The sequence below is a fragment of the Streptosporangium album genome (assembly GCF_014203795.1).
GTDB lineage: Bacteria > Actinomycetota > Actinomycetes > Streptosporangiales > Streptosporangiaceae > Streptosporangium > Streptosporangium album.
The window spans coordinates 716,257-742,897 of sequence record NZ_JACHJU010000003.1 but is presented as its reverse complement, the minus strand read 5'-3'; the positions used below and the strand labels follow the sequence as shown (position 1 = coordinate 742,897).

The 26,641-nt window shown below is 68.1% G+C and carries 19 protein-coding genes; 11 read left to right on the top strand and 8 right to left on the bottom strand.

The window, feature by feature from the left end:
* Window positions 1-36: 36 nt before the first annotated feature.
* From FHR32_RS33295 to FHR32_RS33285, 3 genes are all read right to left on the bottom strand, one after another.
* Window positions 37-3,891, bottom strand: a complete 3,855-nt coding sequence (locus FHR32_RS33295) for a Pls/PosA family non-ribosomal peptide synthetase (RefSeq protein WP_184758458.1) — start codon at window positions 3,889-3,891, stop codon at window positions 37-39.
* Between the two features lie 220 nt (window positions 3,892-4,111).
* Window positions 4,112-5,353, bottom strand: a complete 1,242-nt coding sequence (locus tag FHR32_RS33290; RefSeq protein ID WP_184758457.1) for a tetratricopeptide repeat protein — start codon at window positions 5,351-5,353, stop codon at window positions 4,112-4,114.
* Window positions 5,350-6,915, bottom strand: a complete 1,566-nt coding sequence (locus FHR32_RS33285) for an ATP-binding protein (RefSeq protein ID WP_184758456.1) — start codon at window positions 6,913-6,915, stop codon at window positions 5,350-5,352. The genes FHR32_RS33290 and FHR32_RS33285 overlap by 4 nt, the downstream gene beginning before the upstream one ends.
* A 717-nt stretch (window positions 6,916-7,632) precedes the next feature.
* On the opposite strand from FHR32_RS33285, the gene FHR32_RS33280 reads away from it, so the two are divergent.
* From FHR32_RS33280 to FHR32_RS33255, 6 genes are all read left to right on the top strand, one after another.
* Window positions 7,633-8,223, top strand: a complete 591-nt coding sequence (locus tag FHR32_RS33280) for a hypothetical protein (RefSeq protein WP_184758455.1) — start codon at window positions 7,633-7,635, stop codon at window positions 8,221-8,223.
* Window positions 8,217-9,416, top strand: a complete 1,200-nt coding sequence (locus FHR32_RS33275) for a DNRLRE domain-containing protein (protein ID WP_184758454.1) — start codon at window positions 8,217-8,219, stop codon at window positions 9,414-9,416. Before FHR32_RS33280 ends, FHR32_RS33275 begins: the two co-directional genes overlap by 7 nt.
* Window positions 9,417-9,461: 45 nt before the next feature.
* Window positions 9,462-13,691: a DNRLRE domain-containing protein gene (locus tag FHR32_RS33270; RefSeq protein ID WP_184758453.1), complete on the top strand. Its 4,230-nt coding sequence runs from the start codon at window positions 9,462-9,464 to the stop codon at window positions 13,689-13,691.
* A gap of 122 nt (window positions 13,692-13,813) precedes the next feature.
* Window positions 13,814-14,413, top strand: coding sequence for a hypothetical protein (locus FHR32_RS33265; protein ID WP_184758452.1), 600 nt, complete (start codon window positions 13,814-13,816; stop codon window positions 14,411-14,413).
* A 99-nt stretch (window positions 14,414-14,512) separates the two neighbouring features.
* Window positions 14,513-14,863, top strand: a complete 351-nt coding sequence (locus FHR32_RS47400; RefSeq protein ID WP_376773422.1) for a helix-turn-helix domain-containing protein — start codon at window positions 14,513-14,515, stop codon at window positions 14,861-14,863.
* A complete protein-coding gene (locus FHR32_RS33255) occupies window positions 14,812-15,567 on the top strand; it encodes an IS630 family transposase (RefSeq protein WP_184758450.1) in 756 nt (251 codons plus the stop codon). Before FHR32_RS47400 ends, FHR32_RS33255 begins: the two co-directional genes overlap by 52 nt.
* Before the next feature lie 406 nt (window positions 15,568-15,973).
* Here FHR32_RS33255 and FHR32_RS33250 read toward each other — a convergent pair whose 3' ends face one another.
* From FHR32_RS33250 to FHR32_RS33235, 4 genes are all read right to left on the bottom strand, one after another.
* Window positions 15,974-17,053, bottom strand: coding sequence for a DUF2332 domain-containing protein (locus FHR32_RS33250; protein WP_184758449.1), 1,080 nt, complete (start codon window positions 17,051-17,053; stop codon window positions 15,974-15,976).
* 120 nt (window positions 17,054-17,173) lie between these two features.
* Complete coding sequence (locus FHR32_RS33245; RefSeq protein ID WP_184758448.1) at window positions 17,174-17,371, bottom strand: hypothetical protein; 198 nt, start codon at window positions 17,369-17,371, stop codon at window positions 17,174-17,176.
* A 377-nt stretch (window positions 17,372-17,748) separates the two neighbouring features.
* The gene (locus tag FHR32_RS33240) at window positions 17,749-18,375 is read right to left on the bottom strand and encodes a hypothetical protein (RefSeq protein WP_184758447.1); all 627 of its coding nucleotides are present in this window, start codon (window positions 18,373-18,375) and stop codon (window positions 17,749-17,751) included.
* A 180-nt stretch (window positions 18,376-18,555) separates the two neighbouring features.
* Window positions 18,556-19,404, bottom strand: a complete 849-nt coding sequence (locus tag FHR32_RS33235; RefSeq protein ID WP_184758446.1) for a ribonuclease HI — start codon at window positions 19,402-19,404, stop codon at window positions 18,556-18,558.
* A gap of 158 nt (window positions 19,405-19,562) precedes the next feature.
* Between FHR32_RS33235 and FHR32_RS33230 the strand changes: the two genes are divergently transcribed.
* Genes FHR32_RS33230 through FHR32_RS33220 form a run of 3 tightly spaced genes read left to right on the top strand, consistent with a single transcriptional unit; the run spans window position 19,563 to window position 24,882 of the window.
* Window positions 19,563-21,635 (top strand): N-6 DNA methylase, encoded by a 2,073-nt coding sequence (locus tag FHR32_RS33230; protein WP_184758445.1) that lies wholly within the window; start codon window positions 19,563-19,565, stop codon window positions 21,633-21,635.
* Window positions 21,632-23,650, top strand: a complete 2,019-nt coding sequence (locus tag FHR32_RS33225; protein WP_184758444.1) for a type I restriction-modification system subunit M — start codon at window positions 21,632-21,634, stop codon at window positions 23,648-23,650. The genes FHR32_RS33230 and FHR32_RS33225 overlap by 4 nt, the downstream gene beginning before the upstream one ends.
* An 11-nt stretch (window positions 23,651-23,661) precedes the next feature.
* Window positions 23,662-24,882 carry a restriction endonuclease subunit S gene (locus FHR32_RS33220; protein WP_184758443.1) on the top strand — a complete coding sequence of 407 codons (1,221 nt, stop codon included), beginning with the start codon at window positions 23,662-23,664 and terminating at the stop codon, window positions 24,880-24,882.
* 53 nt (window positions 24,883-24,935) lie between these two features.
* Here the strand turns inward: FHR32_RS33220 and FHR32_RS33215 are convergent, their stop codons facing one another.
* Window positions 24,936-25,397 (bottom strand): ATP-binding protein, encoded by a 462-nt coding sequence (locus FHR32_RS33215; protein ID WP_184758442.1) that lies wholly within the window; start codon window positions 25,395-25,397, stop codon window positions 24,936-24,938.
* 108 nt (window positions 25,398-25,505) lie between these two features.
* On the opposite strand from FHR32_RS33215, the gene FHR32_RS33210 reads away from it, so the two are divergent.
* Window positions 25,506-26,309, top strand: coding sequence for a helix-turn-helix domain-containing protein (locus tag FHR32_RS33210; RefSeq protein ID WP_184758441.1), 804 nt, complete (start codon window positions 25,506-25,508; stop codon window positions 26,307-26,309).
* Window positions 26,300-26,539 carry a DUF397 domain-containing protein gene (locus tag FHR32_RS33205; RefSeq protein ID WP_184758440.1) on the top strand — a complete coding sequence of 80 codons (240 nt, stop codon included), beginning with the start codon at window positions 26,300-26,302 and terminating at the stop codon, window positions 26,537-26,539. The genes FHR32_RS33210 and FHR32_RS33205 overlap by 10 nt, the downstream gene beginning before the upstream one ends.
* The last annotated feature ends 102 nt before the right edge of the window (window positions 26,540-26,641 follow it).

The window sequence follows — 26,641 nt, the reverse complement described above, 5'->3', positions numbered from 1 at the left end:
CCGGGTCGCCATGCCTTCCTGCCCGTCCCGCGGCCGCTATGTCTTCTCGGTCCATCTGGTCCACGCGGCGATCGGATTGCCGAACCAGCGGGTTCCCGGCGGCACCGACTCGCCCCGCATGACCAGCGATGCCGGTCCGACCGTGGTGTTCTCCCCGATCGTCGCCGCGGGCAGGACCACCCCGTGTGGGCCGAGCGTCGACCCATCCCGCAGGACGACAGTATCGATGCTCATGATGCGATCGTGGAACAGGTGCGTCTGCAACACGCATCCCCGGTTCACCGTCGCCCCGTCGCCCAGGGTGACCAGGTCGACCTCCGGTAGCCAGTAGGTCTCGCACCACACGCCGCGGCCGATCCGCGCGCCCAGCGAGCGCAGCCACAGGTTCAGCGGCGCCGTACCCAGCCAGACCTGGGCGAACCAGGGAGCGGCCAGTACCTCCACGACGTTGTCGGCCAGCTCGTTGCGCCACACGAACGGACTCCACAGCGGGCGGTCGCCGGCCGCGATCCGGCCGACCAGCGCCCACTTGGCCACGGTGGTGACCGCCGCGGCGAGCACCCCCGCGCCGAGCAGCACCACGCCGCCCAGCAGCGCCGCGACCGCGGAGCCGTACGATCCGGCCAGCCACCCCAGGGTGGCCGCCACCAGCACGGCGACCGTCACCGTGCACATCGCCGGGACGATCCGGCACATCTCGACGGCGGCACGGGCGAGTTTCAGCCGCATCGGCGGATCGTAGGTGCGGCTGCGATCGCCGTCCTCGGCCGCGCGGCGCAGCTCCACCGGCGGCATGCCCAGATAGGACGACCCCGCCCTGGCCTTCTTCGGCGCGGCCGACAGCACCGCGACCAGGCCATCCTTGGGCACCTTGCGGCCCGGCGCGGTCATCCCGGAGTTGCCGAGGAAGGCGCGCTTGCCGATCCGCACGTGGTCGATCCGGAACCGCCCGCCCTCCAGTTCGTACGGCGCGACCATCGTGTCGTCGGCGAGGAACGCGCCGTCCCCGACGGAGGTCATCGACGGCAGCGCCAGCACCGTGGACAGCTCCACGTCCCTGCCGACCTTCATGCCCAGGGCACGCAGCCAGACGGGGGTGACCATGCTCGCGTACAGCGGGAACAGCCAGACCCGCGCCATCGACATCAGGCGGCCGGTGGCCCACGCCTGCCAGGCCTGGCGGCTGTGCACCGGGTGATGGCCGGCGTGCAGGCCGACGGCCAGCAGCCGCACCAGGGCCAGGATCAGCAGGGCGAGAGCGGCCATCGAGGTGACGGTGGCGAGCGGCACGCCGTACAGGAGGGCGGGCAGGGAGGTCGTCTCCCCGCTCAGGAGCACGGCGAGCCCGGGGGCGGCGGCGGCCATCGGGACGAGGCTGAGCGCCAGCGCGGACATCCCGTAGACGGCCACCCAGCGGGGCGAGCGCGGTGGCCGCTCGGCGGAGAACACGTGCGCCTTGCCCGTCCTGGCGGCGGGCACGCCCGCCCAGCGCTCCCCGGACGGCACCGCGCCCGCCACCGCGGAGCCCGGTGCCACCTGAGCGTTCTTGCCTATCCGCGCACCCGGGAACAGGGTGCTGCGGGCACCGACCGTGGCAGCGGCACCGATCTTGATCTCGCCGACGTGCACCTGGTCCCCGTCGATCCAGTAGCCGCTCAGATCGACCTCGGGCTCGACCGCCGCGTTCCTCCCCAGTTTGAGCATGCCGGTGATCGGTGGCGCGGAGTGCAGGTCCGCGTCGCCGCCGACCTGCGCGCCGAGCGCGCGGGCGTAGTGGGTGAGCCAGGGGGCACTGGACAGCTCGGTCACGCCGAGCCGTTCGGCCAGTCCCTCGGCGGACCAGAGCCTCAGGTGCACCGCCCCACCGCGGGGATAGGTTCCCGGTCTCAGGCCGCGCAGCAGCAGCCTGGCCGCGCCCGCGGCCAGCGCGATCCGCCCGGCGGGGGAGACGAACACGACGGCGCCCACCAGCACCCACCACCACGAGACGGCCGGCGCCAACGCCGCGCCGAGCACGTTGTTCAGCGCGGCCAGGCCGACCACCCAGCGCAGCATCCCGGCCGTGAGCAGCGGCACCGTCAGAACCGCCTGCGCGATCGCGGCGCGGCGTGGCATCGGTGCGACGACCCTGTCGGTGGTGACGATCTCGGGCGCGTCCAGCGCGGACAGGTGCCCGGCGAGGTCGGGCAGTGTCGGATGGTCGTAGACGTCGCCCACGGTGACCGCCGGATACCGGGTCCGCAGCGCCGACACCAGCCGGGCCGCGGCGAGACTGGTGCCGCCCTCGGCGAAGAAGTCGCCTTCGACGTCACCGAGGATGTCCTGCCAGCACGCGGTCACCCACGGGTCGACGCCGGGACGCTCGACCTTCTGACGTTTCGGCAGCGGCCACGGCAGCGCGTCACGGTCGATCTTCCCGGAGGTCCGGGTGGGCAGCTCGTCCACCAGGGCGATCCGCGGGACCAGCGCGGCCGGCAGCGCATGCCGCAGCCGGTCTCTGGCATCCTCCCGGTCGAACTCCGCGCCGGCCACGACATATCCGATGAGCAGCTGATGCCCTCCGCCCGTCGTGCGCACCGCGGACGCCGCCCCGGCGACCCCGGGCAGGGCCTGCAGGGCCGCGTCCACCTCGCCCAACTCGATCCGGCGACCGCCGAGCTTGATCTGCTCGTCGGCCCGCCCGACGAAGAGCAGGCCCTCCGGCTCGGCCCGTACCAGGTCGCCGCTGCGGTAGGCCCGCTCCCAGCCGAGCGCGCCGAGCGGGGCGTACTTCTCGGCGTCCTTGGCCGGATCCAGGTAACGGGCCAGGCCGACCCCGCCGATGACCAGCTCACCCGTCTCGCCCATCGCGACCGGCTCACCGCCCGCGTCCACCACGGCCAGGTCCCAGCCGGTCAGCGGCAACCCGATCCGTACCGGCCCGTCCCCGGTCAGCGGTGCCGCGCACGCGACCACCGTCGCCTCGGTCGGGCCGTAGGTGTTCCACACCTCCCGCCCCGGTACGGCCAGCCGCTCGGCCAGCTCGGGTGGGCAGGCCTCCCCGCCGAAGATCAGCAACCGTACGTCGTCCAGCGTCTCGACCGGCCAGAGTGCCGCCAGCGTCGGCACCGTCGACACGACCGTGACACCCATCTCGACCAGCCACGGCCCCAGATCCATGCCGGTGCGCACCAGCGCCCGGGGGGCGGCGACCAGGCAGGCGCCGTGCCGCCAGGCCAGCCACATCTCCTCGCAGGAGGCGTCGAAGGCGACCGAGAGCCCGGCCAGCACCCGGTCGCCGGGACCGATCGGCTCGCGCGCCAGAAACAGCTCCGCCTCGGCGTCCACGAAGGCCGCCGCGCTCCGGTGGGCCACCGCGACCCCCTTCGGCCTGCCGGTCGAACCGGAGGTGAAGATGATCCACGCGTCGTCGTCCGGCCCTGGCCGCCCGGTCCCGGGCCGTGCCTCCGTTCCGGGCTCCGGTGGCGCGCTCGGTCCGTCGAATGCGGTGACCTTCTCGCCCTCGCCGATGACGGCGCGGACCCCGGCCTCGGTGAAGACCAGCTCGGCCCGCTCGTCGGGGTCGTCGGCGTCCACCGGGACGTAGGCCGCGCCCACGGTGAGCACGGCCAGGATCGCGACGTACAGGCCGACGGTGCCCGAGGGCACCCGTACCCCGACCCGGTCGCCCCACCCGACCCCGGCCTGCCGCAGCTCGGCGGCCAGCCGTACGGCCTCGGCCCGCAGTCCGGTGTAGTCGAGACGGGTCCGCCCGTCGTCGAGCGCGGCGGCGTGCGGGTGCAGCCGGGTCGTCCGGTCGAGGATGTCCAGCAGCGTCCGGACCTGCGGCGCGGCTCCTCCCAGAAGGACCGCCCGCGCCGGTAAGCCGATGTCCGCCGGTAACGCGCTCACGATTTCCCCCACCTGTCAGGCCACCCTGGCCTCATTGACAGCCTACGGTTCCCGTATGAACACGCTTTGTGACAAATGCGTGTACGTCCGGTGAAAAGGCGCTGTCGTTCTTCAAGCGACGGCAGGCCGGGGCCCATGGGGAGACCCCAGGTCGCGGCTGGCCGGTCGCGGGGTGAGATCGCTCACCGAACGCCACCCACCGGCGACATGAGCGTCGATGTCACAGGTCAGGGGTCACCCGTCCGAAGAGGTGCCGGACCGCCACGGCCACCCATATCGTGCCCAGCCCCGCCCACATGGCCAGCAGCGGAACGTTCTCCGGCCGCTCGGCGTCCGGCCACAGCACCGGGAACGCCGGGGAGGCCGCGATGGCCAGCGCCAGCGCCCCCGCCCACCCGGTGAGGATCCTCCGGGCGAGCGGCGAGGCGGTGTGCGCCGCCTCCTGCACGGGAGTGACCAGGGCCAGTAGCGCGGCACCCGCGACCCCCGTCACCGGATGCGACAGGGCCACACCCAGGGCCAGCAGCGCCGCGCCCCCGGTGAGTACGGCACAGCACAGGGCAGCCGAGCGCACCTCACCGCGCCGGAACAGCAGCCGGGTGTACGAACCGCGGGCCAGCCGCAGGGTGACCAGCGACTCGGCCACCCACATCATCCAGTGGACCACCGCGATGACGACGAAGGCGGCGATCAGCGGGGGGACCAGAGGCAGCAGCGCCAGCATCCACCGGCTGCCCAGACCGGCCGGCAGCCGGGACACCGCCCGGTACAGCGGGTTGCGCCGCTTGAGCGCCACCACGAGCAGTTCGCGTGCCTGGTCCATGCCGGGGTCGAGTCGCAGGACCTCCCGGAACGCCCGCACCGCGTCCCGGGCGCTGCCGAAGGCCAGGAGGACGCGGCCGTACACCAGGTGCGCCAGCGGTGCCTCGGGGTCGAGCCGTACGGCGTCGCCCGCCACGGCCAGGGCCTGCTCCCTGTCGCCCAGCTCGCCGAGGGCCACGGCGAGGAAGCTCACGAGCTTGCTGTCGTGCGGGTCGAGGGCCAGTCCCCGCCGGGCGGCCTCCGCCATCAGCGGCCACTCCTCGCGGTCCCCGTGCACCCGCGCCAGCAGCTCCCAGACCTGCGCCTGGTCGAGGTCGATCGCCAGCGCCGCCCGTGCGGCGCGCAGCGCCTCCTCCGGACGGTCCGCGTAGTAGAGGACCTGACCCGCCATGTAGTGCGGGAACCAGTGCTCCGGGGCGAGCCGCACCGCCTCGCCGGCCTCGGCGATCGCCTCGTCCACCGCGCCGCGGGTGACCAGGGTGAGGGCGAGCAGGGAGTGCGAGACGACATGCAGGGGGTCGACGGCCAGGGCGCCGCGCAATTCCCGTTCGGCGGCCTCCGCCCGGCCCATCTGCAGCAGCGTCCTCGCCCGCTCGGCGACCGCGTCGGGGTTGGGCCCGTGGAAGTCCGTCGTGCTCACCGCAGGTCACGCAGCCAGGGCAGCAGCTCGTCCCAGGCTCCGCTCTCGTTGGCGTGCAGCACGTAGTTCCGCGCGGTGCCCAGCCACTCCCGGACGGCCGTGGGCCGCATCGTTTTGGCGGCGGCCATCAGGTCGCCGGTGGACAGCGGAATCGCCCGGCCGGCCCGGATCGACTCGTGCAGCTTGGCCTCGACCGCCCGGTCCACCAGGCCCTTGAGGTCGGCACCGACGAACCCCTCCGTGGCCCGCGCCACCTTGTCGAAGTCCATCTTCGCCTGGGGTTTGTCACGGCACATCAGGGAGAGCATCGCCGCCCGCGCGACGGTGTCGGGCGGCGGCACGAACACCATCTGGTCGAACCTGCCGGGGCGGCGGAAGGCCACGTCGATGTACCAGGGCGCGTTGGTCGCCGCCAGTACGAGCACTCCCTCGTTGGCGTGCTCGTCCACCCCGTCCAGCTCGGCGAGGAACTGGTTGACGATCTGCCGGCTGTGGGCCTGGCGCATGTCGGAGCGGCGGGCCGCGAGCGCGTCCACCTCGTCGAAGAACAACACGCAGGGACGGTTCCGGCGGGCCATGGCGAACGTCGCGCGCAGGTTGCGTTCGCTCGAACCGGTCCACATGTCGAGGATGTCGGCCAGCCCGACGTTGACGAACGCCGCACCCAGCTCACCCGCGGCGGCCCGCGCGAGATGCGTCTTCCCGGCTCCGGGCGGACCGTACAGCAGCACCCCGCCGCCGGCCCGCTTGCCGTACGCCGCGAACAGTTCCGGCTGCTGGGCCGGCAGCAACAGCTTCATCCGCAGCGCCTCCTTGACCGTGTCCATCCCGGCCACGTCGGCGAAGGTCACCGGGGAGTGTTCGACCTCGGCGGTCGGCTCCACATCCGCCGAGCCGTACTGCCCGCCTGCGGCCTGCGGCTGCGCGTGCGGAGCGGGGACCACAGAAGGCGTATGCGCGGTGGGGATCAGGGAGGGCGGTTGCGCGTGCGAAACGGCCGGCGAGGTCTGTGGCTGTGCGTGCGGAACGGGTGGCTGGGCCTGCGGGGCCGGTGGCTGCGCGTGCGTCCGCGTATCGGGGGTGGCCGATCCCGCGGCCGGGCCGGCCGGGCCGGCGGGGACCGGAGACGGAGCGGACGACGAGGGCGGAGGGGACGAGGACTGTCCTATGCCGAGCCGGTGGGCCAGTTCCGGGTCCGCCTGCGACGGATCGCGGGCGACGGAGTAGCGGTACCAGTGGGCGGCGGCCATCCGGTTGACCGGGAGCATCGCCTGGGCCGCGAGCACGCCTGCGCGCGCCGGGTGCTCGGGCATGGCCAGGAGCGGGTCGAGCGCCGCCAGCGCCGTCTCGTTCTTGCCCTGCCGGACCAAGGTCTCCGCCAGGCCGATCGCGATGCCGTGATCTCCGGGGGAGAGTGCGAGTGCCGCCTGGTACTCATTCTCAGCCTGGCTGAGATTCCCCGAGGCCAGCAGTTGGTCCGCCAGGTGTCGCCGCAGCGGGAGGTTCTCCGGGGAGAGACGAGCCGCCTCGCGTAGCGCGTTCAGCGCAGCCTCATCGGTCACGGTGCTGGATCCTTTCCACAGCCAGACGGAAGCGTCACCTCAGTTTCGGGCATTCCGGCCATACCGGAAGCCATGTAAGACCCCGCGCCCAAGAGCGAAGGGCTTCACAACCGGCCTTCGCCAACTCGGTTTCCTCGCACGCGAGGACGGGCTGCCGTCATCGCCCCGCCAGGTGCCTGCGCTGGGGGCGCGGCCGCCACCACACCTGACGGCGCCCAGGCGACACGGTTTCGAGGTTGGACGGTAAACAGCCAGTGACGTAAAGAAAGGAAGGTCAACAGGTTTCATTTCGCTTTGTTCAACCTGCCATACGGATCGACCGCGGAAGGTAGCCGACCCGTTTGGCAAGTATTGATCTATCTGGATTCGATCTTCGTCCATGATCACCAAAGTTGATGATCTATCTATCTTTAAGTCAGCTTCGCAAGTAACGTCCCGCATACCGAATCCTTGTTCGAGTGGCCCGCACAACCGTGCGGGCCACTCGCATGCATGCAGGAGACCTGAGTGACCTTGACAACAGGAAGTGGAGGGCATTCGCCTTCCCCCTCCACCAGCAGGCGGCGTAAACGCCGACTGGCGAACGCCACCGCCGCGACGCTAGCCGCGACGATGGTCATCAGCCTGGCCGCAGCGCCATCATGGGCCGAGACAGAACCTGAGCCGACCCCAGCCTCCGCTCCTGCGTCTCCGACACCTGCCGCCGCTTCCGATCCGGTGCAGAACGCCACAGAAGAGGCGAAGAAGCAGAACAAGCCGATCGAGATCGCGAGCCTCCACACCGAGAACTCCACCACGGTCGCCAACCCCGACGGAAAGACGCTGGGCACCTACGTCTACAGCCAGCCCGTCCGCGTCAAGCGGGACGGCGCCTGGAAGGCGGTCGACACGACGCTGGTCGCGGAGAACGGCGTCGTCAAACCCCGAGCGGTCAAGCTGGACATCAGCCTGTCCGACGGCGGGGACACCACGCTGCTGACCGCCAAGGGCGAGTCACTGGGGGTGAACAAGGGCAAGGCCGGCGAGATAGAGATCGCTGCCTCGAACATGCTCCCCGCTCCGAAGCTATCGGGTAACAAGGCGGTCTACGAGTCCGCCTACGGCCGCGGCATCGATCTGGTCGTCACCGTGACCCCCACCGGATTCCACCGGGAGATCGTGATCCGGGAACGGCCCGCCAGACAGTTGACGCTGCTGATCTCCGCTGATCTGCCTTCCGGGATGAGCTACGGCAAGACCTCCTCTGGGACGGCGGCCTGCTGGCCGACGACAAGCCGGTCACCGAGCCGGCCACGGTGCGGATGCTAGACGCGACGGCGGCCGAGGCCCCGGGATCCGGCCGTATCGGCACGGCGAAGACCGCCGTGAAGCAGAAGAAGGACGGATCGGCGCTGGTGCTGTCGCCGGACGCAGGCTTCCTCGCCGACCCCCAGGTCACCTACCCGGTCACCTTGGTCGCGGATGGCACGGACTGGTACGGCGCCGGCTACCCCGACGACACGTTCATCAACAACAAGACCTGGGGTACGGGCGGCCCCAACCAGAGCATGTATAAGCTGCTGGTGGGCAACGGCGGCAACGCCATCTCCAATGGCGACACCAACGACCCGAGCACGGTCTGGCGCAGCTACCTGCGCTTCGATCTGACCGGCGCCCCGTTCATGGGCAAGCCGATCCTCAACGCCGACCTGCGGCCGTGGAACTACCGCTCCCATGCGTGCGGCGATGCGAAGGGCGACATCGTCGTGCGCCGCATCACCAGCAACTGGTCGGTCAACTCGCTGAGCTGGAGCAACCAGCCGACGGTGACTACCAGTGGGCAGGGCACCAAGGGCAGCGCCGTCGGCGATCACTGCTCCGGTGACCTGACTTCTCGGGACGTGTACTACACCATCGAAGGCATTGTCCGGGACTGGGCCAGCGGCCAGCCCAACTACGGCCTGCAGGTGGGCGCCCTCTATGAGGGCGGCGTCATCAACTGGCGCGAGTTCCGCTCGGCCAACTACACCGACTTCGACGGCCACCCGCCGCACCTCTTCGTCAAATACGAAGAACCGCGGCCGGAGCCGCCCATGGAGGAAGTCGTGATGCTGACCGGTACAGAGCTAACGCATCTTCCTGAGTACGAGGAAGCCGCCGCCATGTCGATGTATCAGCCGCTCGGGCTCGATGAGGACATCACGATCACCAAGGAGGTGGCCGCCCGTATCGCCGGGCAGCGTGACGGCCAGGAATACCAGATCGGCACGGACAAACTCGACTTCGATGAGACTGGCATCGGAGGTACCGGCGACGGTGAAGACACCGGCGCTCCGCGGGTGATCGCAGTCGAGCCGGAAAGCGGCGCAGTCGACGTACCGCTGGACGCCTCGGTGAAAATCACCTTCTCGGAGCCGATAGGTGAAGCTCAGGCGATCATCAAGGACGCTGCAGGCACGCAGGCCGCGGGAACACTGGTATACGACAGCACGGAAACGGTGCTGACCTTCGACCCCGAGTAGGCGCTGAAGGCGGGAACCACGTACACCGTCGAGGTGTCGGGTGCGATGGACTCGTGGGAGAACACCATGGTCCCGTACTCCTGGTCGTTCACCACGGTTATGCAGTCGGCGGGCCGCTGGACCTTCGATGAAGGAAACGGCCGTACGACTGCCGACTCGTCGGGACAAGGTCACGACGCGACGCTGAACGACACCGCAGCGTGGATTCCCGGGAAGACCGGAAGCGCGGTGTCGAACACGCCCACGCAGGCGGCCGCTTCCCGGGAGGCGGTCCGGCAGGGTAAGGCGGTCGAGGTGGCCGACCGGACCACCGCGACCAGCGTCACCTATGCCCAGCCGGATGGGAAGACGTTCAAGACGGAGATCGCCGCGGGGCCGGTGCGGACCAAGCAGAATGGTAAGTGGGCGGCAATCGACACCTCCCTGGCGGAGCAGGGCGGGGTGCTCAAGCCCAAGGCGATCGACTCCGACGTCGACCTGGAAGTCTCCAACGGTGGCGGCGCCGCCTTCGTGAAGATGACCGCTGACGGGCGGCGGTATGCGCTGAGCTGGCCGGCCGCGTTGCCGAGGCCGACGGTCAAGGGCAACACGGCCACCTACACCGACGCCGCGGGCCGCGGCGCGGACCTGGTCGTGACCGTGTTGCCCACCGGGTTCCGGCATGATGTGGTGCTGCGCGAGCGGCCCGCCAAACCCGTGGAACTGCGGATCGGGGTGGAGACCGGAGGCCTGACCCTGTCCAAGGGAAAGGGCGGGCGGTTGCTGCTCACCGGCACCAAGGCCGGTACGACCGGCAAGGGTACGGAGCTGGTGGCGTCGGCGCCGCAGCCGGTGATGTGGGACGCCTCCGCCGGGGCTCGCCTGGCCACGGGACGCTTGCCGCAGGCCCGGCACGCGAAGATCGCCACCGATGTGGTGACCACGGGTGGCCGGACCGAGCTGGTGCTCAAGCCCGACCACGCGTTCCTGTCCGACCCGGCCACCCAGTACCCGGTGCGGGTGGATCCGACGACCACGCTGCCGTTCAACCACGACGTGGAGGTTTCGTCCACCACCGACGCCGACTGGCCGGCCGATCCGACCGGTGCGTTCATGATGGCCGGTACCCAGACCGGCAGCCTGAAGTACCGGGTGCACCTGCGCTTCGACACCACCGCCCTGACCGGTGCCACGGTGAGCGACGCCAAGCTGTCGCTGAACAACATCGACGCACCCGCCTGCGGCGCCGCGGTCGGCGCCGGCATCCAGGTGCGCCGACTGACCGGCGCCTGGGATGAGAACAACCTGCACTGGGCCAACAAGCCGGCCTCCACCACCGAAGACGCCCAGACCAACACCGCAGGGATCAACCAGAACTGCGCCACCTGGCCCGGCTCGATGGACTGGAACGTCACCGGCATCGCCCAGGACTGGGCGACCGGCGCGGCCAACCACGGCCTGGTACTGCAGTCGCCGACCGAGACCAACGTCAACAACTACCGGGTGTTCACCTCCGCCGAGGACACCGACTTCACCACCCCGCCCAAGCTGACCGTCACCACCACCGGACCGGCCTCCGCGCCGGCGATCAGCGCCCTGACCGTCACCCCGGCCCAGGACGTGTCCGGCACCACCACGATCACCTCGCTCACCCCGCAACTGGCCGCCACCGTCGCCGACCCCATCGGCGGCACCCTGACCGGCCAGTTCGAGATCGAGCACGACCCGGCCGCCACCGGCCAGGGCACCGGCCAGATCTGGACCGGCACCTCCGCCACCGTCACCTCCGGCACCCAGGCCACAGCGGCCGTCCCGGCCGGGAAGCTGACCGACGGCTGGAAGGTGCGCTGGCGCGCCCGCGCGGCCAACACCGCCGCATCGACCACCTCGGCGTGGTCGGCCTGGCAGAACGCCACCATCGACGTACCCGGCCCGATCTCGGAGCCGGCCGTGGGCGCGCTGCAGGTCAACCCCTCGCAGGTGGTGAACGGCACCACCGTCACCTCCACCCTCACCCCCACCCTGCTGGCACAGGTGAGCGACCCGGCCGGCGGCAACCTGCGGGCCGAGTACGAACTCGAGCACGACCCCGCCGCACCCCAAGGACAGGGCGCCGGCCAGATCTGGACCGGCGGTGTTGACAACGTCGCCTCCGGCACCCAGGCCGGCATCGCCGTCCCAGCCGGGAAGCTGACCGACGGCTGGAAGGTGCGCTGGCGCGCCCGCGCCGTCGCCGGACAGCTGTCCTCGGCCTGGTCGGACTGGCAGCAGCTCACCATCGACGTCGCCCAGCCGGGTGAGGAACCGCTCGCACAGACCACCGGGCCGGTGATCCGCACCGACCAGAGCTTCACCGCCGCCGCCTGGCTACGGTGGAACGACAAGGACGGCGACTACACCGTCATCGAGCAGAAAGGCACCCACCAGGCGCCGTTCCGTCTCGGCAACACCCCCGACCACGGCTTGATCTTCACCTTCACCAGCGCCGATGCTGCCGGCGCGACCACCCAGGGCGTGCTGTCCGACGTCGAACCGCCGGTCAACGAATGGTTCCACCTCGCGGGCGTGTACGACGCCACGGCCAAGACCGCGACGCTGCACCTCAACGGAGTCCTGGTCAAGTCAGAGCCCCTCGCGGTATCCCCATGGCATGCCGACTCCGCAATGACTTTGGGCACCCGGATGCAGGGCGGCCTCGACGAGGTGCAGCTCTATCAGCGGTCACTGACGGCTAGCGATGTTGCTGCCCTCTTCACCGGCGTGAACGCCGTGACCGAGAGTTCTTCAGGACAGCTCGCACCGCCCGGTACGTCCACGCCGAAGGCCAGCGCGGCCGTCTCCAACTTCAACAATGATCACATATCACTGGAGACCTGCTACGGCTCGCCCCCTGTCTACGGCAAGCCCGAGATGGCCCGTATCCAGGAGCGCCCGTACTCGTCCTGCTGGTCGTCCTACTACACCATCGGCGCGTACCAGGAAGACGACGACACCACCAAGAAGATCAAAAAGGGTGGAAGGCATCCGGTCATCCGCATGGCGGCGAAGTTGGCGGATGTGGCGATCGATTCTCTGACCGATGACATGATCTTCCGGTTCCGTGCCACCTGGGTCATGCACAGTTATCTGGGCAACGCCGCCGGAGACGGAGTTGTCAGCGGCGATGGCACCACGAAGCCGCAGCATGTCAAGGCGTTCGTACGGCTCCAGGACTTCGGGATCTTCCAGGACGGCGTGAGGCAGACCAGGTTCGACCGAGGGCTTCAGCAGATGAACGTCGGCTTCGACCTTACGGTGTCGTCGGAAACCTCGTCTCGGTGCGCGGTCGAGGGAGACAGCGACCACCTCAAGTCGATCTCGAGCTGGGAGGCGACGAGTCACGTCGCCGTCATGGTCCGGGGTTATCCCGACGCGGCCAAGAAGAACGCGGTGTGCACCATCAAGCCGCTCATCACGTCGATCGGAGGTGTCGGCTACATAGGGCGTCTATGGTCGCAGGACGTCATCGACCGGGAGGGGAAGCGCATCGGCGTATACCGGAACGGGGACCCGCCGCCCGCGGCCGACACCGTGTGGGCCCCGAACTTCCGCTGCGACTGGCAGACGCTGGGGAAGTCCGACAACGTCGACGACGGCGTCCCGGACCACACCGGAGGATGCGTCAACACCCGAGCGCATCGGGTCTGGACCATGTCCAAGAGCTTGAACCGAAACTTCATCGATGTCATCGAGCACATCGAGGATGCGATGGATCCCTCCAAGAACATCGAGACGTTCCCGCCCTTGCGGCGGGGCGACACTACGGCGTCGCGGGACCCCGAGTATCCGCCGACGAAGAAAATACTCGGCACTGAGATATCCAAGGCGATTCCCGGCAACTGGGCGGCGGCGTCGAACACCCCAGAAGGCCAGCCACTATACCGAGGCACCAATGATGATGAAAAGGCCAACCGCGCGGTCTTCTCCAAGCATCAGTTCTGGTCGGACTTCGGCACGCCCGAGCAGGAGTTCTGGCGCAAATCCACAGGGACGAACTACTGCAAGTACTACGAATACGAGAGTAAGTTCAAGGACAACTACGCTGGCGTCTACGACTGCGATGAATATCCGTACGCGACCACCAAACAAGGAGCAGCGAAGGACAAGTTGAATTACTCGGTACGGGGCATCGATCTGCATCAGAACCGGAGCCACGGCGGCACTCTCTCCAGCTTCTACTCCCAGTATCGCCTCACTCCCGACGAGGTCGGCGACAAGGTGGAGGACAGTCCGTTCTGGATGATGATCGTGCCATAACCGGCACATAGTCCGCCGCTGCGCGCAGTATATTGATGTGTGGTTGCCAAGCGATCAGCCTGGCAACCACACGTTTCCCTTCTCAAGGCACCCGTCGAGTCGGCGGAGAATGCGATGGCGACATGGTTGGGTTGCTGCCCTCAGAGAGTCAGTGGGACCTCTTACGGGAATTTGGGCTGCGCAGTGGGTTCGCCGGGATATGGGTCGAGGGCGACGACCCGGAGGAGTTGGCGCGGCGGTTGCAGGTGGATCCGGGCTCGCGCGTGGAGTGCGGCTTCGCCGAGGCGATGACCAGGTACGAGCAGTCTTTGGACGACGAGGTCATCTGGATCGGGTCCCACACGCCCGGCTGGACTCACATCCTCTGGCTCAGCGCCTTTCATACGACTACGGAGGCGAAGGCGCTCAGCGCGGGAGGACGACGACTGCTCACCGTGTATTACAACGGAGGACTGACTGAGCTCGACCACCTGTACCTGTATCAGGACGGCGCGCTCGTCAATGAAATCGATCCGCCCTACATCGATGGCGCGCCGGTGAGTGTACCCGAGTACGCGGTGTATGCGGAGGGGCTTGAGTTGGAGGACGACATGTCCAGCACACAAGAACTCCACCTCCTTCTCTGCATGGTCGGGCGGATCACTGGGCGTTTCCTCGACCGTGAATGGTTTGCGTCAACCCGGACCCTTTATTGTGTTCCCGCCAAAGCTTGGGGTTTCTGAAGGTATTCGAAATTATATGACCACGAGAGCCCTGTATTCGAGTCAGGCGCGGGGCTTTTCGGTGCTACTGAGTCGATCATAAGTTTTGGTACGTGTTGGGTGGCGGTGGGAGATCGAGTTCTGGCGGGGACATGCTTGGAGTATGGCCAGAAAAGGTCGCAGAGCGACGTTCGAGGAGAAGTCTTCGCCCTCCGGTTGCTGGAACAGGGCATGTCACCGGATCGGGTGGCTGATGCGCTGGGAGTAGGCCGCGAATCGGTGTTTCGGTGGAAACGCCAGGCGCGATCGGGCGGCACCAAGGCGCTGCGGATCAAGAAGGCTCCGGGCAGGCCACGGCGGCTCACCCCCGGCCAGGAACAGACCATCAAGGCGGTGGTCCGTGACGTCACCCCCGTCAGGTGCTGGGCACGGCCGTTGTGCTGTGGACGCGGGCGCTGGTGGCGATGGTGATCGCGGCCTGGTTCGGGATCGGCCTGTCGGTGGCGGCGGCCGGACGGCTGCTGCGCGGGCTGGGCCTGTCGCCACAGTGTCCGGCCTACCGGGCGCTGCGGCGTGATCCGGCGGCCATCACCGAGTGGACGACGGTGGCCTTCCCCGCGATCTGCCGCCAGGCCTGCGCGCGGGGAGCGGTGGTGGTGTTCGCCGACGAGATGAGCATGCGTGTCGATCACCGCTGCGGCACCACCTGGGGGCTAGTGGGGCAGACGCCGGTCGTGTCGGCCGGGGCGGGCCGCCGGTCGGTGAAGATGTTCTCGGCGGTAGGGGCCGACGGCACGCTGCGCTACCGGCTGGGACACGGCGCGATGGACCGGTGGGCGTTCCTCGGGTTCTGCGCGCAGCTGCTGCGCACCATCACCGGGCCGATCGTTTTGATCGTCGACGGCTCGTCGATCCATACCGCCCGAGCGGTCGGTGATTTCGTCGCGCGCACCGGCGGGCGGCTGCGTTTGGTCTTCTTGCCCGCGTATGCGCCGGAGCTCAACCCCGATGAGTGGATCAACCAAAACGTCAAGGCCCGGGTGGCGCGCCAGGCGGTCGCCGATGAGCACGAGCTGGCCGCGGCCATGCACCGCAGCATGCGCCGGCTGCAAAAGCGTCCCGACATCGTCCGGGCCTTCTTCGCCGACCCGCATCTGGCCTACATCAGCCCGTAACACCGATAGTCCCAAAACTTATGATCGGCTCAGTATGACCCGGCCGTGGCGACCTGCGTCACCTCGGCCCTGGTGCTCATCGGAAGGATGACCGGCAGAGAGATCGACGACGCATGGCTTAGCGGTACCCATACCCGTCTCGCAATGCCCGTTAAGCTCTGATCTCCCGCTATATGGATAATGGCCGTCGCTGCGATAGAGGCTGCAGGGGTCGGGGTCCGTATCACCACCAACCCGCTGTACATCATTTTTCGCAGCGCCCAAGCCGAAGGAACCACCGCCGCCACCCGTATTACCGGAACCCTCCACGGCCCACCCGGCAAACCGAACTCCTCACCGCCTGAAGCACACGATGATTCACCGATGATCTGCGGCGCCGGTTCCACGGACGGCTCGCGGGCTGCTGTCAGGCGGTGGTGACCTCGCGGGCCGGGAGGCCGTGCGGGGGCGCCTCCGCCAAGACCTGCTCGGCCGCTCCGCCGAGCCGTACGGCCAGCCGGAAGCGGTGCCGCTCGCCGACCCTGCGCGGCTCGAAGGAGACATGGGCGAAGCCCGTCTCCGCCGTGGCGGCCTCCGCCAGCCGGTCCAGTTCCCGCTCCACCCGCGCCCACTCGGCAGCCGGGACGTACTGGCGCATGATCGAGTGCCAGACCACGGTGAGCGTGCCCGGATCCGGTCGGACATCCGCCAGGAAGTCGGCCGCGCCGACGGCGTCGACCTCGGCCGGCACCTGTTCGGCCAGCCGCAGGGCACCCTCCAGTCGCGCCGCGCGGGCGGCCTGGTCCGGCCAGATGTAGGCCCGCAGGGCCAGCGCCCCGCCGGAGGACAGCGGGTCGATGGGCGTCACGTCGCAGCCGCGCCGTTCGACGACGGTCAGGGCCGGCCGCCGGGCGGCCGCCTCCACCAGCCAGGCGGGCGGGATACCCCGCCAGGCGTCCTCCAGCAGGACCGGCGAGTCGGCCGGACCCCAGGCGAAGCCCTCGGAGACGTAGCGGAACCGGTCGGCTCGCAGGTTGAGCCCGGCGCTGGAGCCCAGCTCCAGCAGCCTGACCGGCAACGGCCAGGTCTGAGAGGCCCGCAGCAGCCCGGTGACCAGCAGGTTGGCCCGGCCGACCTCGTTGGTCTGCGGCGGCCGGGTCATCCAGTCACGGACCCACTCCATCTCGGTGGTGACGGCCGCTCGGAAGGCCTGCCAGCACGGCTCCGGCCGGTCCGGGTCGAAGACACCGCCCGTGCTCGGGTAGCAGGCGGCCAGGTCGGGCGCCCGGCCGGTGAGGGCGAGGGCGTGCACACCGCCCAGCAGTCGCAGCGCCACGGCGTCGGGTCCGGGAGCGTCCCCGTATCCGGCGAGCGCCTGCGCGCAGGGACCTCCCTCACGGACATCCCGGGCCACCCGTTCCAACAGGAACGCGTACAGCGGTGAGCCGAGCTCGGCGCAGCCGCGCGCCTGGTGCTTGACCATGACGGCGGCACGCTCCTGGGACATCGGTTCCTCCTCGTCCGGGTACCGACGATCCTCCACCTACGGCGACCCGTACGGCAGAGCCGTAAGCGGTGAGCCGCGTCACACGCCGGTGGTGCTCGTCTGCGGCTGTTCGGCGGAGTCCTACTCCGGGCCGACCGTGCGTCGAGACGCGGCGGAGGCCTCGACGTGGAGCTCGACCGTGCGCCCGTCGGGGTCGCGGAGAAGATGCCGTCCGGGGCCGATGGTCGCCTTGGCGACCGCGAACCCGATCCGGAGCGCCCCGGTCTCCCTGCTCTCGGTCGCCGGGTAGATCTCGAAGACCATGCCGTCGGGCAGCACGGCCGCGTATCCTGCTGCGCCTGGCGATACTTTTCCATGCACGTACTGAGGATGCTCCGGGCAATCTGGAGGCGAAGATACTCCTCGCTCTCCTCCACCAAGGCCGCGGCGGCGATCTCGGCGTCTGCGGCGGCCTGGGCGGCCTGGGCCGAGCCGTCGAGTCGCGCGAGTTCGTTCCTCTTCTCGCCGGAGAACACAGACTGCTCGCTTCGCTGTTTGTCCAGGTCGTTGGCAAGATCCGCGAGTTCGCCCAGGTCGGCCCGGAGCCGGTCGGGGTCTGCGACGGAGGCTTCGTCTGGTGAAATCGTTGACTCGTTCCAACACCGGCGGCGGTTGAGTGGGGAGACGGGCGCGCCCCGGCACGATGCCGTAGAAGATCAGCGGCGGGTGAGGGTCCAGGGGCCGTCGGCCTTGACGGTGACCAGGCGGGTGCCGGTGGGCAGCAGGGCCTTGCCCTTGTAGCCGCCGATCTCGTTGAACAGCAGGTCGCCGTAGGAGCCGACGCGGCTGTAGCCGAAGACGATGAAGTTGCCCTCGCCGCTGTGGGCGGCGCGGACGGTGCGCAGGCCCCGGGTGGGGGAGAGCTTGAGCACCTGGTCGCCGTCGCCGCGGATGGTTCCGGCGCACCAGCAGCGGGCCGTGGTCACCGGCTTGAACCGGGCGGTCCAGGCACCGTCGGCCTTGATCTCCAGTGCTGCGGTGCCCTTACCGCCGTAGGTGTTGTACAACACGGTGCCGTCGTAGGAGCCGATGGTGTTGACCAGGAGCTCCGCCTTCCTCCCCGCCGGATTGATCGTGTGAACGATGAAGTTGGCCTCGCCGTCGTGGCTGAACTCCAGCAGACCGGGGGCCTTGGTGACGGAGACCCGGATAACCTGATCGCCCTCGCCGCGGTAGGTCTTGCCGACGGCGACGGCGGCGGTGGCGGTGGCGTGGGAGGCGGTGGCACCGGTCGTGAGGGTCGCGGCGGCCAGGGTGAGCACGGCCAGGACACGCTTGAACATGAGGGACTCCTTTGTCGGGGTGGGGAACGGGGTGGGGAAGGGGACATCCGGCCTCGGCCGGCCGCACATGGTCGGCGGGCCGTACGGCCGAGGCCTGCGGAGGAAGCTCGCAAGGCCTGCGGAAGAAGCTTCGACGGGCCTGCGGAGGAAGCTTCGACAGGCCTGTGGAACCGGGGAGAGTCAGGCGGCCACCGGGGGCTGGTGCCAGGAGGACAGGAAGGAGGAGACGAGGCCGCCGGCCCGGCCGGTGGCGTCGAACCTCTCGGTGACCGCTCGGCGGGCGATGGAGGCCAGCGAGTCGGCCGCTTCGTTGAGCAGGTGCCCCGAATGCCCCTTGACGTGCTGGAAGGTGAGCCCGTCCAGTTCGGCGACGTGCTCGGCGAGCCGGACCAGGGCCGGCGGCCCGTTCCGCCGGGGCCGTAGGTCGTAGCCCTCGGGCAGGTGCTCGGTGTCACCGCGCTGCCAGGCGTGCAGGAAGCTCAGGGCCCAGAGACTGTCCACCAGCAGGACGTCGGGCCTGCCCACGGCCCGGAGCAGCAGGTCGACCGCCCGAAGCTCGTTGACCAGGACCTTGGAGGGACCTGTGGGGTCGTGCCGGTCCACGCTCCAGCCGCGCAGGCCCCAGCAGCCCTCGCTCGTGACGTAGCCGATCCCGCAGATCCTGCTCTTCCAGCTGGCGTCGGTGGCGGCCGTCAGCGGTCCCGTCGTGGCCCAGCGCCGCGCCACCTGGCCGTGGTTTCCGGGCACACCCCTGACCGACCGCAGGCCTCCGCGCCCGCATCCGGCCGCGTGCGAGGTCAGCCGGGCACTCCGTTCCGCAGCGGTGAGCAGCCGTCCGGCCGCCGGGAGGTCTCCGAAGGACGCGGCGCTGAAGGCAAGGCGGACGGAGTCGCAGGCGCTCTCGCAGTCAGGGCAGCCGGGGCGGCGTGTCGCGTAGAGCTTGAGCGCCTCGGCGCGGGTCGCCAGGTCGGCCGGGAGCAGCGCGACGCCTGCTCGGAACTCGTCGATGCGCATGGGGGAGGTGATCACGAGCCACCGTTCCTTCCGTTGATGGTGCAACGTGGCCGACGTCATTCAGTAGAGCACGTGTTGATGGAATCAACCAACTATTTTCGCGACATTGCTCAGAGAAGACTCCTCGCGATAAGATTCGGTTTACATCGGGGTTCTTGTGGAAGGCGGCCGACATGCGGCGAGACGTCCAGGTGACCGCTGCCGACATCGCGCGGCTGGCCGGAGTGGGCCGGGCGGCGGTGAGCAACTGGAGACGCCGCCACGACGACTTCCCCGAGCCGGTCGGCGGCACGGCCACCAGCCCGGCCTTCTCACTGGGGGAGATCCGGACCTGGCTGCTCTCCCACGGCGACGGCAGGAAGCTCCCGCCCGACGAATGGCTCTGGCAGGACCTGCGGGCCGTCGCGGACGACGACGAGCTCGCCGACCTGATCGCCGACCTCGGCGCGTTCCTCGCCTACACGCACCGCAGGGGCGGCGACTGGACGGACCTCGCGGCCGGCGACGACGCGACCGTCGCGGCCAAGCTCCCCGGAAGGGTGCGCGAGGTCATCGGAGCCTTCCCCGCGTCCCTGGCCGCCGACGCGGTGCCCCTGATCCGTTCCATCGCCGCACTCGCCGCCGAGCGCGGCGCCCCGGACGCCTTCGAGTTCCTGTGTGAACGCTACTTCGAGGTGCACTCCCGGCGGGTCTATCTCACCCCTCCCGAGATCGTCGCGCTGAGCCTGGACCTGGCCGAGATCGACGCCCGGACCGATGCTCGGACCGTCTACGACACCCGGAGCGACGCCGGGAGCGACGCGGGCTCCGCCGCCTGGACCGTCTTCGACCCCGCCTGCGGGGCCGGCGGCTTCCTCGTCGGCGCGCTGGATCGTCTGCCCGGGGCCAGGGTCACCGGCCAGGACGCCGACCGGACCACCGCCCGGCTCACCGCCGTACGGCTCGCGCTGTGCACCGAGAACGCCGACATCCGCACCGGTGACTCCCTGCGCGCCGACGCCTTCCCCGGCGATTCGGCCGACGTGGTGGTGAGCAACCCGCCGTTCAACGACCGGGGCTGGGGCTACGAGGAACTGACCGCCGACCCCCGCTGGGAGTACGGCCTGCCGCCCCGGATGGAGTCGGAGCTCGCCTGGGTCCAGCACGCGCTCGCCCATCTCAAGGCCGACGGCATCGCCGTCCTGCTGATGCCGCCCGCCGTCGGCAACCGCCGGTCAGGCCGCCGGATCCGCGCCCAGCTCCTGCGCCGCGGCGCACTGCGCGCCGTCGTCGCACTCCCCGCGGGCAGCGTCCCCAACGTCGCGGTCGCCCTGACACTCTGGATCCTGCGCAGACCCGCCGAGGCCCGCACCCCCAGCCACGTCCTGATGGTCGACACCTCCGCACATCCGGACGACTACGCCGAGGTGGCCACCGCGGCCTGGCGGGAGTTCACCGAGGGGCGCGAGCTGGACGAGCCCGGGGTGAGCCGTTCGGTTCCGCTCGTCGACCTGCTGGACGACGAGGTCGACCTGACCCCCGCCAGATACCTGTCCACGGCCTCCGAGGACCTGTCGCCCGAACGGGTCACCGGGGCTCGCAACCGTGTGGTGGACCTGCTCCGCGTCCTGGCCGAGCTGGTCCCCGCCACCACCACCGAGCCTCGGGATCTCACCCTGGTGCCACTCTCGGAGCTCCTGCGGCGCGGCATGCTCACCGTCCACCAGCAGGCCCCGACCCGTCCGGGTGAGACCTCGGAGGTCCCCGACGACTCAACCGTCCTCACCGCCGAAGACGTCGTCGCAGGCAGACCAGCCTCGGGGAAGACTCCCGAGCGCGCGGTGCAGCGGGAGATCCTCACCCGGCCGGGCGACGTCGCGGTGCCCCAGGTCGTGCGCGTCCCCGTCGCCAGGGTCCTCACCCAGGGAGGCGCCGTGCTCGGCACCCAGCTCCACCTCCTGCGGCCCGACCCGGCGATGCTCGACCCCGACTTCCTGGCGGGTTTCCTCTGCAGTTCCAGCAATCTGCGGCATTACAGCTCCATGTCCACCAATATTCGAGTAGACGTACGGCGTGCGGAGGTGCCGTTGCTGCCGATCGAGGAGCAGCGGGCGTACGGCGAGGCGTTCCGGCGCCTGGCGGCGTTCGAGTCCGCGCTGCGCCAGGCGGCCGAGCTGGGTGAGAACCTGATCCAGCTGACAGCCGACGGCCTGACCCACGGCAGCGTCCGGCCGTACAACGACAACGATGTGAAGGGAAACCCGTGAGCGGTAACCACCAGAAGTACGCGGACTTCATCTGGTCGGTCGCCGACCTGCTGCGCGGTGACTACCGGCAGTCGGAGTACGGCAAGGTCATCCTGCCCCTCACTGTGCTGCGCCGCCTTGACTGCGTGCTGGAGCCGACCAAGGAAGCAGTCCTGGCCAAGGCCAAGGAGCTCAATGGCAGCACCCTGCCCGAGGGGGCGAAGGACCGGATGCTCAGGAGTGTCTCGGGTGAGAGCTTCTACAACAAGAGCGATCTCGACTTCAAGAAGCTGGTCAGAGACTCCGACCACGTCGCCATGAACCTGCGCGCCTATATCGGCGGGTTCTCGGACGGCGCGATCGAGGTGCTGGAGAAATACCGCTTCGACGAGCAGATCACCCGGCTGGAGGAGGCCGGGCTGCTCTACCTGGTGACTTCGAAGTTCGCGACGATCGACCTGCACCCCGACGTCGTCGACAACCACCAGATGGGTTACGTCTTCGAGGAGCTGATCCGGAAGTTCTCCGAGATCTCCAACGAGACCGCCGGTGAGCACTTCACCCCGCGCGAGGTCATCCGGCTGATGGTCAACCTGCTGATGGCCCCCGACGACGAGGACGTGATGACGCCCGGCATCGTCCGGACCATCTACGACCCGGCCTGCGGCACCGGCGGCATCCTGTCGGCGGCCGAGGAGCACATCACCCGCTACAACAAGAAGGCCACGGTCAAGGTCGCCGGCCAGGAGCTCAACCCCGAGTCCTGGGCGATCTGCCGCTCGGACATGATGCTCAAGGGCCAGGACCCGTCCCAGATCGTTCTCGGCAACTCCTTCGTCCTCCGGGGCCACGAGGACAGGAAGTTCGACTATCTGCTGGCCAACCCGCCGTTCGGCGTGGAGTGGAAGAAGGTCCAGAAGCAGGTCCAGGACGAGGCCGACAACCTCGGCTGGGCAGGGCGCTTCGGCGCCGGAACACCCCGGATCAACGACGGCTCGTTCCTGTTCCTGCAGCACATGATCTCCCACATGAAGCCGGTCGAGCAGGGCGGCTCCCGCATCGCGATCGTCTTCAACGGCTCCCCGCTGTTCACCGGCGCGGCCGAGTCGGGGGAGTCGAACATCCGCCGCTGGATCCTGGAGAACGACTGGCTGGAGGCCATCGTGGCGCTGCCGGACCAGCTCTTCTACAACACCGGCATCTCCACCTATTTCTGGATCCTGTCCAACCGCAAGGCCGCTGTCTTGAAGGACAAGGTGATCCTGCTGGACGCGCGGGGATGCTGGACGAAGATGCGCAAGTCCCTCGGCGACAAGCGCAAGCTCATCCCCGACGAGCAGATCGCCGACCTGACGGCGATCTACAAGGACGCCCTGGCGATCGCCGCTGATGAGGAGCACGAGCACCACGCCAAGCTGAAGATCTTCCCCCGCCACGCCTTCGGCTACCAGCGCATCACCGTCGAACGCCCGCTCCGGCAGCGCTTCGAGGTCACCGGCCAGACCGCCGAGGCGGTGGGGGAGGCCAAGGCCGTCGCCAAGTTCGAGCAGCGTGCCGCGCTGCTCGCCGCTCTCGGGTCACTGTCCGGTACGGCGTGCGCCACGAAGCTGGAGTTCGCCGGGAAGCTGGACGCGGCCCTGGCCGAGCACGGGTTGAGCAAGCTCCCCAAGCCGGTCGAGGCCGCCATCTGGAACGAGGTCGCGGTCAGCGACCCTGGCGGCCAGCTCCAGACCGACCGGAAGAACAATCCGCTGCCCGATGCCGACCTGCGCGACAACGAGAACGTGCCGCTGACGTCGATGAACTCGACTCCGGCCGAGCGGGAAGCGGAGATCGAGGAGTATCTGCGGCGAGAAGTCCTGCCGCACGTCCCGGACGCCTGGGTGGACCATTCCAAGACCAAGGTGGGCTTCGAGATCCCGTTCACGCGGCACTTCTACGTGTATACGCCGCCACGGCCACTGGAAGAGATCGACGCGGAGCTGAAGGCGCTTGAGGCCGAGATCCAGAAGCTTCTGGGCGAGGTGACCAAGTGAGGGTTGCTAATGTGGATATCGCGATCAAACGCGTGGCGCGCGTTCGATATGGGCTGGGGCAGCCGCCAAAGTTGAGTTCCGACGGGATTCCGATCCTCCGAGCGACCAATGTCTTTCGAGGTTCCATTGTTCCCGAAGGGTTGATCTTTGCTGCATTGAAAGACCTGCCCTTGGACCGAGCGCCTCTCCTGCAGGAGGGTGAGATTTTGGTTGTGCGAAGCGGCGCTTATGCGGGGGACTCGGCCCTGGTAACCCCAGAATGGGCAGGATCGGCTCCAGGTTACGACTTGCGGCTTACGCCGGAACGGATGGATCCGCGATTTCTTGCTTACTGTCTTTTGAGTACTCAAATTATTCATCAGATAGATGTCGCGCGAAGCCGAGCAGCTCAGCCTCATCTGAATGCTGAAGAGCTTGGTGAGGTGACCGTCCCATGGCCCGCCCTGGAGGAGCAGCGGCGCATCACTGACTTCCTTGATGGCGAGGTCGCTCGTATCGAGAAGATGGAATCGCTACAGCGCAATGTTTTGGTGAAGCTAGACGAGCGCGATCGAGCATTCCTTGATCTTGATCTTGATCGACTTGGCAGTCGACATGGGGTGATTCCCCTTAGGCGCGCGATCCGCCGGATCGAACAGGGATCCAGTCCTCTTTGTGACAATATCCCAGCCAGTGAAGATGAATGGGGTGTTCTGAAGGTCAGCAGTGTCAAGCATGGCCGGTTCTGGCCAGAAGAGAACAAGCGGCTCCCTGCGGAATTAATGCCTGAACGACGGTATGAGATCAAGGCTGGGGACCTTCTTGTTACACGTGCCAATACGCCGCTTTTGGTGGGAGCCGCTGCTGTTGTTCCGGAAGTGCGCGAAAAGCTTATGCTCTGCGATAAAATCTTCCGGATTGATGTGGTCGCCCAACTGGATCGCCAATTCATCGTGCTGGCATCTCGGGGGACGAGGATCCGGGATCTCTGTGGGGCCGCCTCCCATGGGACTTCTCAGTCTATGTCAAATTTGAAAACCGAAGAAATCAAAGAATGGCCGATTCCGAATGCTGGACTCTCTGAGCAGCGTGAAGTAGTTAAAAGGGTGAAGGAACAGCAAGCGATGACCGGTTCGCTTCGTTCCCGAATCGGCCGTCAGCTTAAGCTCCTTGCCGAGCGAAAGCAGGCGCTGATCACGGCGGCGGTTACCGGGCGGATTGATGTGACGACGGCGCGAGGGATTGAGGGGTGAGTGGTGAGTGGTGACCACGTTGGTTGGGGTCACCACTTCCGTCCTCTTGGATTTCAGGGCCAGGCGAGCAACTGGAACCAGACGGACTTGCCGTAGGGGTTGAGGGTCCAGCCCCAGTTGTGGGATAGGTCTTTGATGATGGGGAGGCCTCGGCCGGAGGTCTCCATGTGGGTGGCCCGTCTTAGGCGAGGAATCGCGGTGCAGGAGTCGTAGACGTCCACGGTCATCATCTCGCTGTCCCTGCCTACTGTGATGCGGATGGTGCTAGTGACAGGAATGTCTGCCGCGCCGTACGCGATCGCGTTGGTGACGAGTTCCGAGGTCAGGAGTTCGGCGATTTCCTGGGTGTCTTCCGCTGTGTTCCAGTCGGCCGCCAGGTCGCGCACGAACCGGCGAGCCGATGCCACATTCTTTGCCGCGCGTGGTATCCACTTCTCGCCCAGCACGCAAAAGTCCGGATCCATCGTGTAGCGATATTCGGTCAGTACCGCGATCGCCTTGAGGGCCTCTTCCATGGATTCTCTCTCTGTCTCGGATTTCCTATGTTCAGGGTGCCGAGACATGGCTACGCTTGGTAGTGAAACGGTTACCAGCGTCGAGCATTGGGATTCACACCCCCGTTGTTGAATTCCGGCAAGGAGGGCATGGTGGTAAACCTCTATACGCCTCAGGCGATATGGGGCCGGGAGCTGCGTCACTATCGGAAGAAGGCGGGCTTCACCCAGGGCCAGCTCTCCGAGAAGATCCATTTCAGCGAGTCGCTGATCAGCGGCGTGGAGACCGGCCAGCTTCCGGCCAGCCCGGAGTTCGCCGAGACCTGCGACGGGGCTCTCAACACGGGCGGTGCCCTGCATCGTCTCCTCGACTGGCGAAAGGGGCAGGCCCTTCCTTCCTGGTTCGGGAAGTGGGTGGACAAGGAGCAGGACGCCGTCACCTTGCGGGTCTACGAGCCGATGGTCATGCCTGGCCTGCTGCAGACCAAGGCATATGCGCGTGCTCTGCTGGGCGACGACGAAGCGACAGTAGCCCGTCTGGAGCGTCAGGCCATCCTGACTCGTGAGAGTCCGCCGCCGCCCATCCTCCGATGCGTGATCGACGAGTTGGCCCTACACCGCCTGGTGGGAAGCCCTGAAATCGTGCGAGACCAGCTGGAGCATCTGGTGGCGATCGCCAGTGCGCAAGTCAGTGTGCAGGTCGTCCCTCGTGGTTGCGTGCGCACGGGGATTCTGGCGGGGTTCGCGATCGCCACGATGGAAGGCGGCATCGAGGTAGCGTATTTGGAAACAGCCATTCACGGACTGACGACCGGCGATCAGGATGAGGTGGCGGCGGCCGTAAAGCAGTTCGAGGCCATCCGCATAGAGGCACTCCCGCTAAGCATGTCGCTAGAGCTCATCAAGAGAACGGCAGAGGAACAATGGACCTGAGCAAGGCGCAGTGGCACAAGTCAAGCTTCAGCGGCAACAACGGCGGAAACTGCGTCGAAGTTGCGGAGCTCAAAGACGTCGTCGACGGCCCCGGTCACAAGGCCGGACATACCGATCTGATCGCCGTACGAGACTCCAAAGACCCCGAAGGACCCAAGCTGTTCTTCACTCCTGCCGAGTGGGACGCCTTCGTCAACGGTGTGAAGGCCAGCGAGTTCGACCTCGGCTAAGACAACCCCCGGCCGCCTGGAGATCCTTTCCTGGCGGCCGGTAGTGCTGTCAGCCTCTCCGAAGACGTCCCGCGAGGCCTGAAAGCAACGTGCGCGGGACAG

What these genes read in the sequence shown, in the direction of transcription:
- FHR32_RS33275 (WP_184758454.1), top strand. Translation starts at nt 8,217, where the DNA reads ATGCTAGACGCGACGGCGGCCGAGGCCCCGGGATCCGGCCGTATCGGC.
- FHR32_RS33215 (WP_184758442.1), bottom strand. Translation starts at nt 25,397, where the DNA reads ATGGAAGAGGCCCTCAAGGCGATCGCGGTACTGACCGAATATCGCTAC.
- FHR32_RS33240 (WP_184758447.1), bottom strand. Translation starts at nt 18,375, where the DNA reads ATGTTCAAGCGTGTCCTGGCCGTGCTCACCCTGGCCGCCGCGACCCTC.
- FHR32_RS33250 (WP_184758449.1), bottom strand. Translation starts at nt 17,053, where the DNA reads ATGTCCCAGGAGCGTGCCGCCGTCATGGTCAAGCACCAGGCGCGCGGC.
- FHR32_RS33270 (WP_184758453.1), top strand. Translation starts at nt 9,462, where the DNA reads ATGGACTCGTGGGAGAACACCATGGTCCCGTACTCCTGGTCGTTCACC.
- FHR32_RS33205 (WP_184758440.1), top strand. Translation starts at nt 26,300, where the DNA reads ATGGACCTGAGCAAGGCGCAGTGGCACAAGTCAAGCTTCAGCGGCAAC.
- FHR32_RS33265 (WP_184758452.1), top strand. Translation starts at nt 13,814, where the DNA reads ATGGTTGGGTTGCTGCCCTCAGAGAGTCAGTGGGACCTCTTACGGGAA.
- FHR32_RS33230 (WP_184758445.1), top strand. Translation starts at nt 19,563, where the DNA reads ATGCGGCGAGACGTCCAGGTGACCGCTGCCGACATCGCGCGGCTGGCC.